At 63.2% G+C, this 16,167-nt stretch carries 14 protein-coding genes; 10 read left to right on the top strand and 4 right to left on the bottom strand.

Annotated features, from left to right (window positions below):
- Nucleotides 1–160 precede the first annotated feature (160 nt).
- A complete protein-coding gene (locus tag EOA13_RS31045; protein WP_127297217.1) occupies nt 161–835 on the top strand; it encodes an isoprenylcysteine carboxylmethyltransferase family protein in 675 nt (224 codons plus the stop codon).
- Nucleotides 836–842: 7 nt separating this feature from the next.
- Here the strand turns inward: EOA13_RS31045 and EOA13_RS31040 are convergent, their stop codons facing one another.
- Together EOA13_RS31040 and EOA13_RS31035 are read right to left on the bottom strand one after the other, a co-directional pair.
- Nucleotides 843–1,724, bottom strand: coding sequence for a CoA ester lyase (locus tag EOA13_RS31040; protein WP_127297216.1), 882 nt, complete (start codon nt 1,722–1,724; stop codon nt 843–845).
- Nucleotides 1,724–2,176 (bottom strand): MaoC family dehydratase, encoded by a 453-nt coding sequence (locus EOA13_RS31035; protein WP_127297215.1) that lies wholly within the window; start codon nt 2,174–2,176, stop codon nt 1,724–1,726. Before EOA13_RS31035 ends, EOA13_RS31040 begins: the two co-directional genes overlap by 1 nt.
- Nucleotides 2,177–2,327: 151 nt before the next feature.
- On the opposite strand from EOA13_RS31035, the gene EOA13_RS31030 reads away from it, so the two are divergent.
- Complete coding sequence (locus EOA13_RS31030; RefSeq protein ID WP_023810498.1) at nt 2,328–3,452, top strand: DUF2336 domain-containing protein; 1,125 nt, start codon at nt 2,328–2,330, stop codon at nt 3,450–3,452.
- Here the strand turns inward: EOA13_RS31030 and EOA13_RS31025 are convergent.
- Together EOA13_RS31025 and parE are read right to left on the bottom strand one after the other, a co-directional pair.
- Nucleotides 3,449–5,515 carry an FUSC family protein gene (locus EOA13_RS31025; protein ID WP_127297214.1) on the bottom strand — a complete coding sequence of 689 codons (2,067 nt, stop codon included), beginning with the start codon at nt 5,513–5,515 and terminating at the stop codon, nt 3,449–3,451. The genes EOA13_RS31030 and EOA13_RS31025 overlap by 4 nt on opposite strands.
- Before the next feature lie 45 nt (nt 5,516–5,560).
- Nucleotides 5,561–7,618, bottom strand: a complete 2,058-nt coding sequence (parE, locus tag EOA13_RS31020) for a DNA topoisomerase IV subunit B (RefSeq protein WP_127297213.1) — start codon at nt 7,616–7,618, stop codon at nt 5,561–5,563.
- Nucleotides 7,619–7,846: 228 nt separating this feature from the next.
- On the opposite strand from parE, the gene cpaB reads away from it, so the two are divergent.
- The 8 genes from cpaB (at nt 7,847) to EOA13_RS30980 (ending at nt 16,053) form a co-directional block, all read left to right on the top strand.
- Nucleotides 7,847–8,773, top strand: coding sequence for a Flp pilus assembly protein CpaB (gene cpaB, locus EOA13_RS31015; protein ID WP_245490533.1), 927 nt, complete (start codon nt 7,847–7,849; stop codon nt 8,771–8,773).
- Between the two features lie 33 nt (nt 8,774–8,806).
- Nucleotides 8,807–10,252: a type II and III secretion system protein family protein gene (locus EOA13_RS31010; RefSeq protein WP_127297212.1), complete on the top strand. Its 1,446-nt coding sequence runs from the start codon at nt 8,807–8,809 to the stop codon at nt 10,250–10,252.
- 4 nt (nt 10,253–10,256) lie between these two features.
- Nucleotides 10,257–10,526 carry a hypothetical protein gene (locus EOA13_RS31005; RefSeq protein ID WP_127297211.1) on the top strand — a complete coding sequence of 90 codons (270 nt, stop codon included), beginning with the start codon at nt 10,257–10,259 and terminating at the stop codon, nt 10,524–10,526.
- Nucleotides 10,527–10,575: 49 nt separating this feature from the next.
- On the top strand, nt 10,576–11,790 hold the full coding sequence (locus EOA13_RS31000) for a response regulator (protein WP_127297210.1): 1,215 nt from the start codon (nt 10,576–10,578) through the stop codon (nt 11,788–11,790).
- Entirely contained in the window at nt 11,787–13,208 is a 1,422-nt protein-coding gene (locus EOA13_RS30995; RefSeq protein ID WP_127297209.1) for a CpaF family protein, read from the top strand. The genes EOA13_RS31000 and EOA13_RS30995 overlap by 4 nt, the downstream gene beginning before the upstream one ends.
- 4 nt (nt 13,209–13,212) lie before the next feature.
- Complete coding sequence (locus tag EOA13_RS30990; protein WP_127297208.1) at nt 13,213–14,178, top strand: type II secretion system F family protein; 966 nt, start codon at nt 13,213–13,215, stop codon at nt 14,176–14,178.
- A 1-nt stretch (nt 14,179) separates the two neighbouring features.
- Entirely contained in the window at nt 14,180–15,145 is a 966-nt protein-coding gene (locus EOA13_RS30985; RefSeq protein WP_127297207.1) for a type II secretion system F family protein, read from the top strand.
- 80 nt (nt 15,146–15,225) lie between these two features.
- Entirely contained in the window at nt 15,226–16,053 is an 828-nt protein-coding gene (locus EOA13_RS30980) for a hypothetical protein (protein ID WP_164780445.1), read from the top strand.
- Nucleotides 16,054–16,167: the final 114 nt, after the last annotated feature.

Genomic DNA, 16,167 nt, shown 5'->3' with positions numbered 1-16,167 from the left:
TTCGCGAAGATCCATCGAATAAGGCTTGCCCATCCATGCTGACCTCCTTGCCCAGCATGAAGGTTGAATCAGATTTGCACGCCTAAGGGAATCCCAAGCCGATTCAGTCTCATTTCATCCCGCTCTAGCGCAAGTGAGCGGATATCATGAAAGGTCGATCATGATCGCGAAATTGGTCCTTCAAACATTCGTCTGGTTTGGCGCCATGGGCGCCTTGCTCTTCCTGTCGGCCGGCACGCTGCACTGGCGGGGGGCCTGGGTCTATCTGGTGGGGATGGTGGGGCTCAGTCTCACCTTGGGCGTGGCGCTGGCAAGGCGCGATCCCGGCCTGATGAATGAGCGGCTGAGCTCTCCCATCCAGAAGAATCAGGACACGGCCGACAAGGTCCTGCTGTCCATACTACTGTTCGCCATCTTTGGTTCGCAGATATTCATGGGGTTCGACGTCCGTTTCGGCTGGTCCGTGGTTCCCGTCTGGGTGCAGGTGGTCGGCGCGCTCGTCCTGCTGCTCGGAATCTGGATCTGCTATCTGACGATGCTGGAGAACAGTTTCGCGGCGCCCGTGGTGAAGATCCAGGATGAACGCGGACAACATGTGATCTCCACGGGGCCTTACAGCTACGTCCGCCATCCGATGTACGCCGGCGCCATCCTCTTCTTCGCCGGCACGGCACTTCTGCTTGGTTCCTGGTGGGGGCTGGCGTCGGTACTCGTGATCGTCGTTCTCGTGGCCATCCGCACCTTCATTGAAGAGAAGACGCTTCGCACCGGCCTGCGCGGCTATGACGACTATGTGGCCCGGGTCCGTTACCGCCTGATCCCGTTGGTTTGGTAGCAGGCGCTCAGGCGGAAACACCTGCCGCCTTTGCCCGCGCCAGAAGCCGCTCGGCTAGCCGCAGGTGCGGGCGGTCGAACATCCTGCCGTCGATGCTGACGACGCCGGGACTTCCCGCTGCCGCGAACGCGGCAACGATTGCCGCCGATTGTCTCACGGCGTCGACCGACGGCGTGAAGGCGGCGTTGATGACAGGCACCTGATCGGGGTGGATCGCCATCTTGCCGGTGAAGCCATCGCGCTTGGCCTCGGTGCATTCCGCTTCGAAGGCCGCCATGTCGCGAAAATTCGGGAAGACGGTGTCGATCGCCTCGACCTCCGCCGCACCGGCGGCGAGTATTGTCATGGTGCGAGCGTGGCGGAACACGTCCGTGTAGCGGCCGCGCTCGTCGCGGGTCGTGCGCGCGCCGATCGCCGCCGACAGGTCTTCCGCGCCCCAGGTGAGGCCGGCAAGCCGCGCGCTGGTCCCGGCATAGGTCGCCGCCGCCAGCACGCCCGTCGGCGTTTCTGTGATGATCGGCAGGATCTTGATCGCGCCGTCGGCCAAGCCGTTTTCGGCCTCGCGCACCCTGAGCTTTGCCGACAGGTGCTGCACATCCTGGCCGCTGTTCGACTTGGGCAGCATGATGCCGTCGGGTCGTGCCGGCACCAACGCCGCCAGATCGTCATCCGTCAACCCGGTCGACAGGTCGTTGACCCTGACATAGATCGCCGAACTGGTTTGCGCCCTGCGTTCGGCGATGAAGCGCGCCGCCACCTCGCGCGCCAGCGCCTTGTTGTGCGGCGCCACGGAATCTTCAAGGTCGACGATGACCACATCGGCGCCGGCACCAAAACCTTTTTCCAGCTTCTTCCCGGAATCGCCGGGGACGAACAGCAGCGAACGCATCAGGTTGCCTTCTTCAACATCATCGCTTGCCTCGTGCATTTGGCGACGAGATCGCCATGCTGGTTGTAGGCGCGATGCTCGAATTCGACGATGCCGCGATCGGGTCTCGACTTGGACTCGCGTGCTGAAATCACCGTCGTTTCGACACGGATGGTGTCGCCATGGAAGACCGGATGCGGAAACACGGTTTCCTTCATTCCGAGATTGGCCACCGTCGTGCCGACAGTGATGTCATTGACCGAAATGCCGATCATCAGCCCGAGCGTGAACAGCGAGTTGACCAGCGGCTTGCCCCATTCGCTCTTGGCAGCAAAATCGAAGTCGATATGCAGCGGCTGCGGGTTCAACGTCATTACCGAAAACAGCATGTTGTCGCTTTCGGTAACGGTCTTGCGCAGCGTGTGCTGGAAGACATGGCCGACAACGAACTCTTCGAGATAAAGCCCGGCCATTTCTTTCTCCTCAGGTGCTTGACGGTTGATAGGCGCTGCAAATCAGCCTCGCAAGCCAGTTAATGAACATGGTGAACGGTTCGTAAACCAATTCTGCCTACGGTCGTCAGTGGGGCCGGAAGCTTCTGGCAAGGGGCGTAAGCAGACGGGCATGGTTGTTGTTTCGCATTTCCTGAAATGGATCTACACGGCCAGGGTGTCGGAGCGCGCCGCGGCGGCGAGCGCTCTGGCCCGGGCCTATATCAATTCCGAATTGCCTTTCGAGGACCGTTGCGCCGCCGAGGCGGCGCTGACGCTGTTGCTCGACGATGCCTCGTCGAAGGTGCGGCTGGCGATGGCCGAGGCGCTGTCGATGAGCCACCACGCGCCAATGCAGATCATCAGCGTGCTGGCCTCCGACCAGCCGGAAGTCGCCGGCGTGGTGTTGGCGCGCTCGCCGCTGCTCACCGACGCCGACCTGATCAACCGCGTGGCTTCAAGTCCGAAGGCGACGCAGAAATTGATCGCCGACCGGCCACTCGTCTCGATGGCGCTGTCGGCGGCCATCGCCGAGATCGGCGAGGCGGACGCCTGCGCCGTGCTGCTCGCCAACAGCGGCGCCGACATCGCCTCGCTCAGCTTCCGCCGCATGGCCGAACGGCATGGGCACCTGCCGCTGGTGCGCGAGGCGCTGATATCGGATATCAGGCTGCCGGCCGACTGCCGGCATATGCTGCTCGTCAAGCTTGGCGAAATGTTGAAAACGTCGCCACTGGTGATGGCGATGATGGGCGCGGCGCGAGCCGACCGCGTCATGCGCGACGCCTGCGTCAAGGCTTCCGTGACGCTGATCGAAGGCACGCGCCAGGAAGAACATGCGGCCCTGATCGAGCATCTCAGGCTGCGTGGCGACCTCACCGCGAGCTTCCTCATCCGCACGATCGCGCATGGCAAGGTCGATTTCTTCGGCTCGGCGCTGGTCGCGCTCAGCCAGCAGTCCGAACAAAGGGTAAGGGCGCTGCTGGCCGGCGGGCACGACGTGGCCTTGCAGGCGCTGTTCCGCAGCGCCGGACTCGCCGCAGTCACCCATGCCATCATCCTGCGTGCGCTGAAGATCTGGCGCGAGGTTGCCAACGGCAAGCGCGTCGCCGGTGTGCAGGAGGTCAGCTGGCTGATGCTCAAGGAAGTGGGTGGGCAATCCGCCGAAGGCGATCTTGCCGCTTTGATCAAGTCGATCCATCTCGATGCGCTGCGCGAGAACGCGCGAGGCCACGCGCTGGCGATCGCGGCGGCTTAACCTTTATCCCTCGCGAAAAAGTCCGGGAAATCCTCCATCGCGGCGGCGATGATGCGCAGCGATGCCGCGATTTGTAGCAATTCGCTGGTGCCGTTTCGCTCGGCGATGTTCGCTGCATACTGCCGGGCGACGGCGACGGTCGAGGTCTGCGGATCGCTGGGGGCGCGGAAAAGCAGTTCGCGCGCCAGTCCCCTCAGGAAGTTGGCGATCGAAAGCGCGGTCTCGGATGGAATGGCATGGCTTTGGCTTGCATCGCGCAGCCGAAGGACCTCCAGGCCGACGGTGACGGCGGCGACTCCGCCGCCCAGAACCGCATCGCCCTTCTGACCGGCATTCTGCACCAGCGGCATCAGCTGGTTGATGCGGTCGTAGGCGAGGCTCTCGAAGGCCGAACGTCTCGGCACGCGCTCATGCAGGCAAAGCCGCGCCAGATCCTCGCGCATGGCGCGCACGATGCGGTTGGCCGCGAGCCACGGATCGGCGGGTAGCACGACGATGAAGACACCGATCGCCAGCAGGATGCCGACCAGGATCGACGCCGAACCGGCGAAGAAGGGTCCGGGATCGTAGGTCATCGCCTGGTGCGGGCTCAGGAAGGCAAGGAAGTTGATGGCGAAGGCCGTCGCCACGCCGACATAGCGTGGATTGGCCATGGCCAGCGCCGTCGGTACAAGGATGGGCACGACAAACAGCATGAACCAGCCGAAGCCGGGCAGGGCAGGCAATGCGATCTGGCCGACGAGAAAGGCAAACGGCAGCGCCAGAAGCGTTCCCTTGAAGAAACCCCAGGCGACCTGCACAGGGTCGGGGCGAGCAGCAAACAGGCTCGATACGACAGCAACGATAATGACCGTACCGGCCGCTTCCGACCATTTCGTCGTCAGCCAGAAGGCCGCGACCAGCAGCGTGGCAAGGGCAGCACGCAAGGCGTTACGCGATGCGCCGGCGTAATCGCGATGCACCACCAGCGCAGGCTGCCTGCTGCCCCGGGCCGGACGTGTGGCAGGCGCGCGCAAGGCGTCGAGGCCGCGCAGCACCTGCTTGAGCGCATCGGCGAAATCGGCGGCGATGGTCAGGCGGGTGATAGTGCCGATCCTGTCGTTGCCCTGGTCGGTCGAGGTATCGGGCATTTGCCGGGCGTTTCCGGCAATCGCATCGAGCCGAGCCATCCACAGCGCCGTATCGTCCAGCGCGCCGGGCTTGGTCGCCAGCTCGCCGACCAGCGATTGTAATTCCGAGCGCACCGGAATGAGCGCCGCATTCTTCGGGGCGGCGTGCGAATGCAGCGCGCGTGCCGCCGAGAGCGCGGAGAGCAGCTGTCCGATGGTGCGCCGGACTGGATGGGCGCGCGGCGCGAAGCTTGGCGCTTCGAGCCTGGCATAGGCGCGCATCTCGCCGAGCGTCTGGGCATCAGTGATCAGCTTTCGGTGCAGCGCGGACAGCGTTGCCGGGTCGCCGCCGGAGAACGCACCGCCGGCATAGGTGGCAAGATCAAGGATGCAGCGTTTCAGGCGCGAGACGATGGCGTCGCTGGCCAGTTTTGGCAGGATTAGGCGGCTGGTCAGGCCGGCGCAGACAATGCCAAGCACGATCTCGGCACAGCGCGCGACCGCGAGGTCGACAACGAGATGCGGCTGTCCGAAAGCGGGCAGGCCGATGATCATTGCGGTGTAGCCCGCGAGGGCGGCGCCATAGGCTTCCGGATTGCGCAGCAGCGACGAGACGAAGGTGCAGATGCCGATCCAGACGGCAAGCACCGTTACCAGCACCCAGGGGTTGGTGCCGCAAACGGTGGTGATGCCGATCGCGGCCATGCCGCCGACCAGCGTGCCGAGCAGCCGGTAGAAGCCCTTCGCCAGCACCATGCCGGCAACCGGCTGGGCGACGATGAACACCGTCATCATGGCCCATTGCGGATGGTCGAGCTTCAGCGCATAGGCGGCTAGCAGAGCGATCAGGCCAGCCGAAACAGTGCGCAGCGAGAAAATCCAGTCCGAACGCGTCGGTTGCGTCAAGCCGGCTAAACTCGTCTCGAAATAGCCTTTCAGCCGCGCCCAGGTCACATGCTCGTCTCCGCAACTGGAGCCTTGTTATGGACCGGCTGGCGGCTAGATATCCAGCACTTCCGTCTCGGCGAATTCGGCGCGTTCCTGGATGAAGCGGAAGCGGGCCTCCGGCTTGGTGCCCATCAGCGCATCGACGGCGTCCTTGGTCGCCGCCTCGGCGTCGATCACATCGATCCTAAGCAGTGTGCGCTTCCTCGGATCCATGGTGGTTTCCTTGAGCTGGGCCGCCATCATCTCGCCCAGACCCTTGAAGCGGCCGAGTTCGACCTTGCCGCGCCCGGTGAATTCGGTGCGCAGGAGCTCGTCCTTGTGCGCGTCGTCGCGGGCATAGGCGACCTTGCCGCCTTGCCTGATCGAGTAAAGCGGCGGCACGGCGAGGTAAAGGTGGCCGCCGCGCACCAGCGCCGGCATCTCCTGGTAGAAGAAGGTGATCAGCAGCGAGGCGATGTGGGCGCCGTCGACGTCTGCGTCGGTCATGATGATCACGCGGTCGTAGCGCAGATCTTCATCGCGGTACTTCGAACGCGTACCGCAGCCGAGCGCCTGGATCAGGTCCGAGATCTGCTGGTTGCCGGCGAGTTTGTCGTTGCCGGCGCTGGCAACGTTGAGGATTTTTCCGCGCAATGGCAACACCGCTTGGCTGGCGCGATCGCGCGCCTGCTTGGCCGAGCCGCCGGCCGAGTCGCCTTCGACGATGAACAGCTCAGCGCCGGCCGCGGCATTCTGCGTGCAGTCGGCGAGCTTGCCCGGCAGCCGCAATTTGCGCACCGCGCTCTTGCGCGACACTTCCTTTTCTTGGCGCCGGCGTACCCGCTCGTCGGCGCGCGCGATCACCCATTCGAGCAGCTTCGAGGCTTCCTGCGGATTGTCAGCCAACCAATGGTCGAACGGATCGCGGATCGCGGTCTCGACAATTCGAATTGCCTCGATCGTCGCCAGCCTGTCCTTGGTCTGGCCGACGAATTCCGGCTCGCGGATGAACACCGACAGCATGCCCGCCGCCGAGATCATGACGTCTTCCGAGGTGACGATCGAGGCGCGCTTGTTGCCGACGAGATCGGCATAGGCGCGCAGGCCCCGCGTCAGCACGTTGCGGAAGCCGGCCTCGTGTGTGCCGCCTTCGCCGGTCGGGATGGTGTTGCAGTAGGAATTGATGAAGCCGTCGCCGCCGAACCAGGTAACCGCCCATTCCAGCGACCCATGGCCGCCTTGTTTCTCGCTCTTGCCGGCGAAGATTTCGCGCGTCACCTGGAAGTCGTCGCCGAGCGATGCCTTGAGATAGTCCTTCAGGCCGCCGGGAAAATGGAATTCCGCCTTGGCCGGTGTCTGGTCCTTTTCCTTGATCAGCGACGGATCGCAGGTCCAGCGGATCTCGACACCACCGAACAGATAGGCTTTCGAGCGCGTCATGCGGTAGAGCCGCGCCGGTTCGAACGCCGCGCCCTTGCCGAAGATCTGCTCGTCGGGGTGGAAGCGGATCTTTGTGCCGCGCCGGTTGTGGACCTCGCCCAACTGTTCCAGCCCGGTCACGGGAACGCCGCGCGAGAATTTTTGCCGATAGAGTTGCCGTCCCCGCGCGACCTCGACCTCGAGATGGTCCGACAGCGCGTTGACCACGGACACGCCGACGCCATGCAGGCCGCCTGATGTCTCGTAAACCTTGGAGTCGAACTTGCCGCCCGAATGCAGCGTCGTCATAATCACTTCAAGCGCCGGCTTCTTGAACTTCGGGTGCGGATCGATCGGGATGCCGCGGCCATTGTCGGTCACGGCGAGATAGCCATCGGCCGAGAGCTCGACATCGATGAAGGTGGCATGGCCGGCCACCGCTTCGTCCATCGAATTGTCAATGACCTCGGCGAACAGATGGTGCATCGCCTTGTCGTCGGTGCCGCCGATATACATGCCTGGCCGTCGGCGCACCGGCTCCAGCCCTTCCAGCACCTCGATGTCGGCGGCGCTATAGCCCTCGCTGCCGTCCTTGGTCGAGGCAGGACGCTTGGTGGCTTGCACCACCAGTGGATCCGCAGGGCGCGCTGGCGCGCGAACCGGCTGCGGCTTGTTGTCGTCATTGCCGAAAAGATCGTCCATGCCTGCCATAGAGTCCGATGCTGCGAATCACCTCGCGATACTGCCACGCTTTTCAGCGCCAAGCGACCGAGGTTCCTGTTCCGTTCGGGGATATGGCCCCTCTTACTCCAAAACCATTCGATAACCAAGCCGGCGGAAATAGGTCCGATACGCGGTGCAGGATTCCTGATTCTTTAACAATGCCGCCTAGGGTTAAGCCCAACAAAACAAGAAACTGCGGGCATCAGGGGTTTCGGCGTGAGGGGCAAGGCCATATCGATGATCGGCATCGCCGCCGTTTTCGGGGCGATCTCGATCTTTGCCGCGGATTTCTGGGTCAAAAGCCAGGCCAAGGCTGATTCCGAAGAGAAGACGTCGTCTATTCCGGCACCTGTCGTGCCGAAGGTCGAGTTCAAGACCATCGTGGTGGCGAATGCCCCATTGCGCCACGGCATGGCGCTCGACCGCGCGCAGCTCAGCGAAATCCCGTGGTCGCAAGAGGCCGTGCCGCAGGGCGCCTTCACCACCATCAATGCGTTGCTTGCCGATGGCAGCCGCGTGGTGCTGTCGCCGATCGAGGTCAACGAACCGGTACTGCTGACCAAGCTGTCCGGTCCGAACGGCCGCGCGACACTCTCCAATATGATGACGCCCGGAATGCGGGCGGTCACCATCCGCACCGACGAGATAGCAGGTGTCGGCGGCTTCGTCACACCGGGCGACCGCGTTGATGTCGTGCTGACGCGCGATGCCGGCGAAATTCAGGAAGTGGCCAAGAATGCACAGGGTGCGGCCGGATCGACGGTCACCTCCGAGATCGTCGTCGCCGATGCCAAGGTGCTGAGCGTCGGGCAGGGTGCCGACGAGCGCCAGACGACGCCGCAGATTTCCAATTCGGTGACCATCGAGGTGACCACCGACGGCGCGCAGAAAGTGGCGCTGGCCCGCACCGTCGGCACCTTGTCCCTGTCGCTTCGGTCCGCCAGCGAAGGCGGTGACGGCAAGGGCGGCGTCACCACCATCTCTTCGTTCGGTGGATCGGCCGCCTCGAACGTGCAGGCCGCTGCCGGCTCGCTGTTCGATGCCGTGGTGAAAGAGCCGGAGAAGCCGAAATTCAAGACCGTCATCGTGACGCGCGGCACAAAGGCCGAGGAATACCAGGTTCCTTCGCGGGACCAGAAATAGAAAGCCAGTGGGGACTGGGTGAGGGACGGGACAATGTTCGGGCTGTTCACATATCGGGTCATGGGGCGGTTGCGCGTTTTGCGTGCGGTGGCTGTCGTGTCTTCGCTGGCTGCTGCCGCGATGCTGGCCTTCGGCGCCTCGGCGAGAGCTGACAACGAGATCGTCTATGTGTCGTCGACCAAGAATGCGTCAATCAAGGTCGCCAAGGGCAAGCCGAAGACGATCATGACCAGTGCCGCTTTCTACCAGATCGTCATCGGCGATCCGGAGATCGCCAACGTCAACCCGCTGACCGACAAATCCTTTTATGTGCTCGGCAACAATCTCGGCACCACCGGCATTGCCCTGTTCGATGAGAAAAAGCAGCTTGTCGGCACTGTCGACATCGAGGTGACGCTCGACACAGACCAGTTGGCCAGCACCATTCGGGCCAGCGTGCCGGATGCCAGGATCAAGGTCGGATCGGCCAATGGCCGGGTCGTGCTGTCGGGCGAGGCGGATGACGCGGTCGCCGCCGACAAGGCAAACAAGATCGCGACGCGCTTTTCCGGTGCCGAGGAGGTGATCAACTCGGTCAATATCTCGTCGTCGCAGCAGGTCCAGCTCAACGTCCGCTTTGTCGAGATCAACCGCCAGGCGGGCCAGGATCTCGGCGCCAAATACGCCGCCAATTTCGCCTATGGCATGGGTGGCCGCGACGTCACGCTGCCGGCCGGATCGATACAGGGCGCGGGAACAGGCGAGATCATCGGCAAGCTGCTGTCGAATGGCGTCTCCATCGATATCGCCATCAAAGCGCTGGAAGAGCGCGGCCTGGCGCGGCGGCTGGCCGAGCCGAACCTGATCGCCCGTTCCGGCCAGACGGCGAGCTTCCTCGCCGGCGGCGAATTCCCGATCCCGGTCTCCGAGGACAACGGCAAGATCTCAGTCAGCTACAAGAAGTACGGCGTCAGCCTGGATTTCACGCCGACGGTTCTGAAGGACGGGCTGGTCAGCCTGGATATCGCGCCGGAAGTCTCCTCGATCGACGCTTCGGCCTCCTACAATATCGGCTCCATCTCGGTTCCCGGCTTTATCGTGCGCCGTGCCAGAACGTCGGTCGACCTGAAGAACGGCCAGAGCTTCATGATCGCCGGATTGCTGCAGTCGCAGAACGACATCACCACGTCGGGCATTCCCGGCCTCGGCAAGATGCCGGTGCTTGGGGCGCTGTTCTCGTCGAAATCCTATCAGCGGCGCGAGACCGACCTCGTCATCATCGTAACGCCCTATCTGGTCAAGCCGGTCGATCCGTCGAAGAAGCTCGTCGAGCCGACGGATGGCACGCAGCCGGCCAGCAACGCCGACTATTTTCTCAACAACACCGAGGAAGTGAAGGGCGCCGATACCGGTCGCACCGTGGCGCTGGCAGACGGCCGCGTCACTCAACCTGCAGCGGCCGCTTCGGCTGGGCATTTCCTCGACCTGCCGAAGGATTGAAGCCATGCGTCTGGTCTTTGGATCGAGCGTCGCCTTGCTGCTGGCCGGCTTTGCCGCCGGCTGCACCAGCGACGACTATGTGCGCAGCGAAGGGCCGACGGCCGGCGCCGGAAATGCGCAGGCCGCCAACACCGTCATGCAGATGGTCGATCCCTGGAAATACGGGGTCCAGAACACCAGGCTCCTGGTGCCGGCCCAACGAGGCAGTGCCGCGGCCGTAACACCCGACCAGGCGGCCGGTGCCAAGGCGTCGCAGTCCAGCACGACCAATTGATCCCACGGGCAACTGATCCAACGGTCGATCGACCTGACAGGCTGACAGAATGGCAAACGGCATCAAGACCAGGAAGATCCTGCTCGTATCGACCGACAGGACGTTTGCGCAGGACACGCGCACCGCGTTTTCCGCCTCCGAGATCATACAGCTCTCGACAGTGGAGAAGAACGTTACCGAGTTGCGCGGCGAGATCCAGGAAGCCGACTTCGGCGCCATCATCGTCGACATGGATGCGGCAAGGCTGGAGGAGGTCGAGTCGCTGCAGCGCATCATGCGCCGGCTGGAGGACAAGGTTCCGGTCGTTGTCGTCACCCAGGAGTTCAACGCGGCCGCGGTGCGTATTCTCGTGCAGCTCAAGGTCGCGGATTTCCTGGTCAAGCCGATCACCACCGCCGATCTGGTGCGCTCCGTGGTGCGGGCGCTGCAGGGACCCGGGCGGGAGGAAAACAGCGAGTCGCAGATCTACACCTTCATGCCTGCCGCGGGCGGCGTCGGCACCACCACGCTGGCGCTGCAGACCGCTTTCCAGCTGCATCACTCGGTGACGCGCGGCGCCTCGACCTGCGTCGTCGACCTCAATTTCCAGCAGGGTGCCTGTGCCGAATATCTCGACCTCGAACCGCGTTTCGACATCACCGAGATCGAGAACCAGCCCGAGCGTCTCGACCGGCAACTGCTCGACGTGATGCTGTCCAAGCATGCCAGCGGGCTGTGCGTGCTGGCGGCACCGGCGCATCCAGCAGAGATGCGCTCGTTCAAGACCGATGTCGTGGTGCGCATGCTGGACCTCGTTTCGGCCTATTTCGACAATGTCGTCATCGACATGCCACGCACCTGGTTTCCATGGACGGAAACCGTGCTGCTCGGTTCCAACAAGCTCTACATCGTCGCGGAAATGACGGTGCCGTGCCTGCGCCACACGCAGCGGCTGATCCAGGCGGTCTACGAGACTGCCGGCAAGGAAGTGAAGCCGAACGTTATCGTCAATCGTTTCGAACAGAAGATGTTCGACAACGGCATCAAGCAGGCGGACGTCCAGGAAATTCTCGGCGAGCATTTCGTCGGCGGCATCGCCAACAACTACCGGCTGGTGCGCGAAGCGGTCGATCGCGGCGTGCCGTTGCACGAGATCGACCCGAACGCCAATGTCATCAACGACCTGAAGAAGATCATCCTGCCGGAGGAGGCGGTCCCAACCCGAGCGAAATCGCGCTCGCTGTTTGGTATGGGCCGTGGATTGCTGAAGAGGAAAGCCGGATGACCAGCCGCTTCTCCGCCCTGCAGAACCGAGATGCGCGTCCGCAGCGCGCGCCTGAGACGACGCCGGTCGCCCATCATGCCGTCGTCATTCCAACCAGCCGAAAGGCTTTGCCGGCAAAGCCGGACACAGCGCCGGCAAAAAATGCCAACAAGGTGCTCGATGCGCGCGTGCGTATCCACCGGCTGCTGCTCGAAGAGATCAATCTTGTCGCGCTGGAGCGTTTGCCGAAGGATGAGATGCGCCGGCAAGTGCATGATTTCGTTTCGGAAAAGACCAAGCAGGAGCGGATGGCGATCAACACCGTCGAGCTTGACGCGCTGGTCGACGACATCGTCGACGAGATGGTCGGCCTCGGTCCGCTCGAGCCGCTGCTCAAGGACCCCGACATCAACGACATCCTGATCAATGGCCACATGAACTGCTTTGTCGAAAAGAAGGGCAAGCTGCAGCCGGTACACATTCCGTTCAAGGACGAGGCGCATCTCCTGCGCATCGTCAACAAGATCGTCGCCGCGGTCGGTCGCCGCGTCGACGAATCGCAGCCGATGGTCGATGCCCGCATGCTGGACGGCTCGCGCTTCAACGCGGCCATCCGCCCGGTTGCGGTCGATGGGCCGCTGGTGTCGATCCGCAAGTTCTCCAAGAACAAGCTCGGCCTGCACAAACTGGTCGAATTCGGCGCCATCACCCAGAACATGGCCGAAGTGCTGGCGGCGGCCGTGCACGCCCGCAAGACGACGATCATTTCTGGCGGTACCGGCACCGGCAAGACGACCATGCTCAATGCGCTGTCGGCCTTCATTCCGGAAGACGAGCGGCTGATCACCATCGAGGACGCGGCCGAACTCCAGCTGCAGCAGCCGCATGTCGCGCGTATGGAGACGCGGCCTGCCAACATCGAAGGCCATGGCGAACTGAAACAGCGCGACCTGGTCAAGAACGCACTGCGCATGCGCCCCGACCGCGTCATCCTCGGCGAGTGCCGCGGCGAGGAGGCCTTCGACATGCTGCAGGCAATGAACACCGGCCACGAAGGGTCGATGGCGACTATCCATGCCAACACGCCGCGCGACGCCATTTCGCGGCTCGAGCAGATGCTTGGCATGACCGGCATGCCGATGACGGTGCAGTCGATCCGCAGCCAGATCGCCAGCGCGCTCGACCTGATCGTCCAGCTGACGCGCCTGTCCGACGGCAAGCGCAAGGTGACCAGTGTCGCCGAGGTGACCGGCATGGAAGGCGATGTCATCCAGATGCAGGAGATCTTCCGCTTCGTGCGCACCGGCATGGAGGCCGACGGCAGGATTCTCGGCCACTACGAGGCGACCGGCATCCGGCCGCGCTTCCTTGAGGATCTGCGCGCCATGGGCATCGAGTTTCCCGGACGATATTTCGAACCCGGCCGGCCTCAGGAGTAGCCAAGTGTTCGATGGAATGAGCGCGATCTATGTCGTCTATGCCGCGGCAGCGCTGACCGGCATCCTGATCGCCGAGGCCTGCTACCTGCTTTATGCCGGCCGCAGCGACAAGCGCACCGCCATCAACCGGCGCATGAAGCTGCAGGAAAACAAGATCAGCCAGGAGCAGGTGCTCGTCCAGTTGCGCAAGGAGCGGGGCCTTGATGCAGGTACGCCGCTGTTTTCGCCGGATCGGTTCCGCGCTCTGCGAACCCAGTCGGGCATGATCATGCCGCTGTCGAAATTCCTGATGATCACCTGCGGCGTGGCATTCGCCGCTGGTCTGGTCGCCATCTGGTATGGCTTGCCGCCGCTAATGGGGCTTGTGCTGTTTGTGGTGCTTGTGCCGGTGCTGCCGGTGATGGCGCTGCGTTTCAAGCGGAAGCGCCGGCTGAAGCGGTTCGGCATGCAGTTGCCGGAGGCATTGGAACTGATCACGCGTGGCCTGAAGGCCGGCCATCCAGTGCCGGTGGCGATCGCCATGGTCGCGCGCGAGATGCCCGACCCGATCGGCACCGAGTTCGGCGTCATCGCCGATGAAGTGACCTACGGATCGGATCTGGTTTCGGCGTTGAACTCGCTATTCGAACGGGTCGGCCATGAGGACCTGCCGCTGTTCATAACCGCCGTTTCGATCCAGAGCAGTTCGGGCGGCAATCTGCGCGAAATCCTTGATGGCCTGGCGCTGACGATCCGCGAGCGCGGGAAGCTGCGCCGCAAGGTGCGCGCCATTTCGACCGAAGGCCGCATGTCGGCCTACATCCTGACGGCGATACCGGCGCTGCTGTTTGCCGCCATCATGGCGCTGATGCCGGGCTTCTACCGCGATGTCTGGGGCGAGCCGAAGACTTGGTACCTGATTGGCGGCTCGATCACCTGGCTGATGCTGGGCAATCTGATGATGTTCAAAATGTCGAATTTCCGGTTCTGACATGCAGGGCTTCATCGAATTCCTCGCCTCGCTTGCGCCGACCTCGTTGATGCCGGTGGCCATCCTGCTGCTGGCCATGGGCGCAGGGGCGGTTGCCTGGCCGATGGTGACGGCGAAGGGCGACCGCAACGAGGTCATGCGTCGGCTCAAGGTCGGCGACGGTTCCGTGGCCGCAAAACCGGAGCCCGTGCAGAAGAAGAACGCGGGTGTCGTGCGCGAGAAGGCGGTGAAGCGGGCGCAGGAATTCTACGCCAAGAGCGATCCGGAAAATGTCGCCCGGCTGCGCATGAAGCTCATCCAGGCGGGCTACATGGAGCCCCGCGCCGTCGGCATGTTTTTCCTTGTCCGGTTCACCGCGATGATCGGCACGGCAATCGCTGTCTTTGTACTCAACCAGTGGATGGCCAGTCCGGACGCGACGATGGCCAGCCGTTGGACATTCGTTATCCTGTCGGGAGCGGCGGGTTACTTCCTGCCGGGGCTGGTGCTGACCCAGAAGGTGCGGGAAAAGAGGCGCGAATACCGCAACGGTTTTCCCGATTTCATGGATCTGATGATCGTCTGCTCGGACGCCGGCATGAGTATGGAGGCCGGCATCGAGCGCGTCTCGAAGGAGCTCGCCAAGACTTATCCCGCGCTCAGCCAGAACCTGCAGCTTGTGTCGCTGGAGCTGAGGGCAGGGCGCAGCCTCGACGACGCGCTGAAGGCGCTCGCCGACCGCCTCAGCCTGGACGAGGTGCGTTCCTTCGCCACGCTGCTGCAACAGTCCAAGGAACTCGGCACCAGCCTGTCGGGGGCGCTACGCGTCTTTTCCGACGAAATGCGCCACAAGCGCATGTCGCTGGCCGAGGAAAAGGCGCACGCCCTGCCGGCCAAGATGTCGGTGCCGGTAACGGTCTGCATCCTGCCGGTGGTGCTGATGATTGCGATCATCCCGATTATCGTCAAAATGACGGCGGCGCACTAGCGAGCGCCCCACCAAAGTCCTAGCGAGGGACCAACAACCCTTATTCTGCCAGAACTCGGCCCCTGCGACGTGAGAAGTCCATGCGAATGCTGTTGCGTATTCTCTTCCTCGGCCTCGCCGCGGCCAGCTTGTGGCCCACCTGGGCTGCGGCCGACGATTGCGGCGATGCTGCCGCCTTGGTGCAGCAGGCCTATCCCAAGGCTCGAAAGAGCGCGGACGGCGCCTCGTTCACACTTGAACCCCATATCAGCATCGCCCTGGCGGATGGCGATACGCCGTTTGTCCTGGTCTGCAAGGTCTGGCCTGCCCATGACGACCTGCTGTTGGTCGCAGTGCCGCTGACCGACAGCGCCCGATCCAGCGACGACGGGCATGTTGGCGATATCGAGCTTCTGGTCGTCGACAAGAACAGCCTGCAGGTGCGCCAGCGTTTGCTCCAGCCCGGACTGATCACCGACGATGCCATAGCCATCCGCAAGATCGAATTCGATACCGGCCGCTATAGGCTGGCGCCCAATGTCAGCGCCTTCGGCCTGCGCATCGAAATGGCAAACCATTCGCAGCCCAACCCCTTCAGGGAAACCGACCTGCGGCTCTATGCGCTCGCCGGCGATGCCCTGCGCGTGGTGCTCGACGGCCTCGTCGTGGCCGGCTTTGGCGGCGAAGGCGACGCCAATTGCGCGGGATCCTTTCAGTCGAGCCAGGTCAGCCTGGCGATGAGCCCGACGGTCCACCACGGCTATAACGACATCACCGTGGCCGAGCGGGCGGATACGGATAATCCGTCCGTCGACGAGAATGGCGAGTGCCAGTCCCATCCCGGCAAGTCCTTGAAGCGCACCTACCGGCTGCGCTATGACGGCAGTCGCTACCAGGTTCCCGAGGGGCTCAAAGCCTTGGAGCCGTGAAAGCCTTCGTGGTTAATGGCTGGTGTGCTCGAAACCAAATTTTAGCGGCGTTTCGGCACCGAAGTTTAATCGCCTCGGATGTAATGTGTTTCCTGAAGAACGACCCGGCAAATC

It is taken from the genome of Mesorhizobium sp. M7A.F.Ca.US.011.01.1.1 (assembly GCF_003998295.1).
Taxonomy (GTDB): domain Bacteria; phylum Pseudomonadota; class Alphaproteobacteria; order Rhizobiales; family Rhizobiaceae; genus Mesorhizobium.
This window is presented reverse-complemented; position numbering and strand designations above follow the sequence as displayed.

Bases quoted from the DNA above. Each gene is read 5' to 3' on its own strand.
- EOA13_RS31045 (WP_127297217.1), top strand. From the start codon at position 161: ATGATCGCGAAATTGGTCCTTCAAACATTCGTCTGGTTTGGCGCCATG.
- EOA13_RS31040 (WP_127297216.1), bottom strand. From the start codon at position 1,724: ATGCGTTCGCTGCTGTTCGTCCCCGGCGATTCCGGGAAGAAGCTGGAA.
- EOA13_RS31035 (WP_127297215.1), bottom strand. From the start codon at position 2,176: ATGGCCGGGCTTTATCTCGAAGAGTTCGTTGTCGGCCATGTCTTCCAG.
- EOA13_RS31030 (WP_023810498.1), top strand. From the start codon at position 2,328: ATGGTTGTTGTTTCGCATTTCCTGAAATGGATCTACACGGCCAGGGTG.
- parE (WP_127297213.1), bottom strand. From the start codon at position 7,618: ATGGCAGGCATGGACGATCTTTTCGGCAATGACGACAACAAGCCGCAG.
- EOA13_RS31010 (WP_127297212.1), top strand. From the start codon at position 8,807: ATGTTCGGGCTGTTCACATATCGGGTCATGGGGCGGTTGCGCGTTTTG.
- EOA13_RS31005 (WP_127297211.1), top strand. From the start codon at position 10,257: ATGCGTCTGGTCTTTGGATCGAGCGTCGCCTTGCTGCTGGCCGGCTTT.
- EOA13_RS31000 (WP_127297210.1), top strand. From the start codon at position 10,576: ATGGCAAACGGCATCAAGACCAGGAAGATCCTGCTCGTATCGACCGAC.
- EOA13_RS30995 (WP_127297209.1), top strand. From the start codon at position 11,787: ATGACCAGCCGCTTCTCCGCCCTGCAGAACCGAGATGCGCGTCCGCAG.
- EOA13_RS30985 (WP_127297207.1), top strand. From the start codon at position 14,180: ATGCAGGGCTTCATCGAATTCCTCGCCTCGCTTGCGCCGACCTCGTTG.
- EOA13_RS30980 (WP_164780445.1), top strand. From the start codon at position 15,226: ATGCGAATGCTGTTGCGTATTCTCTTCCTCGGCCTCGCCGCGGCCAGC.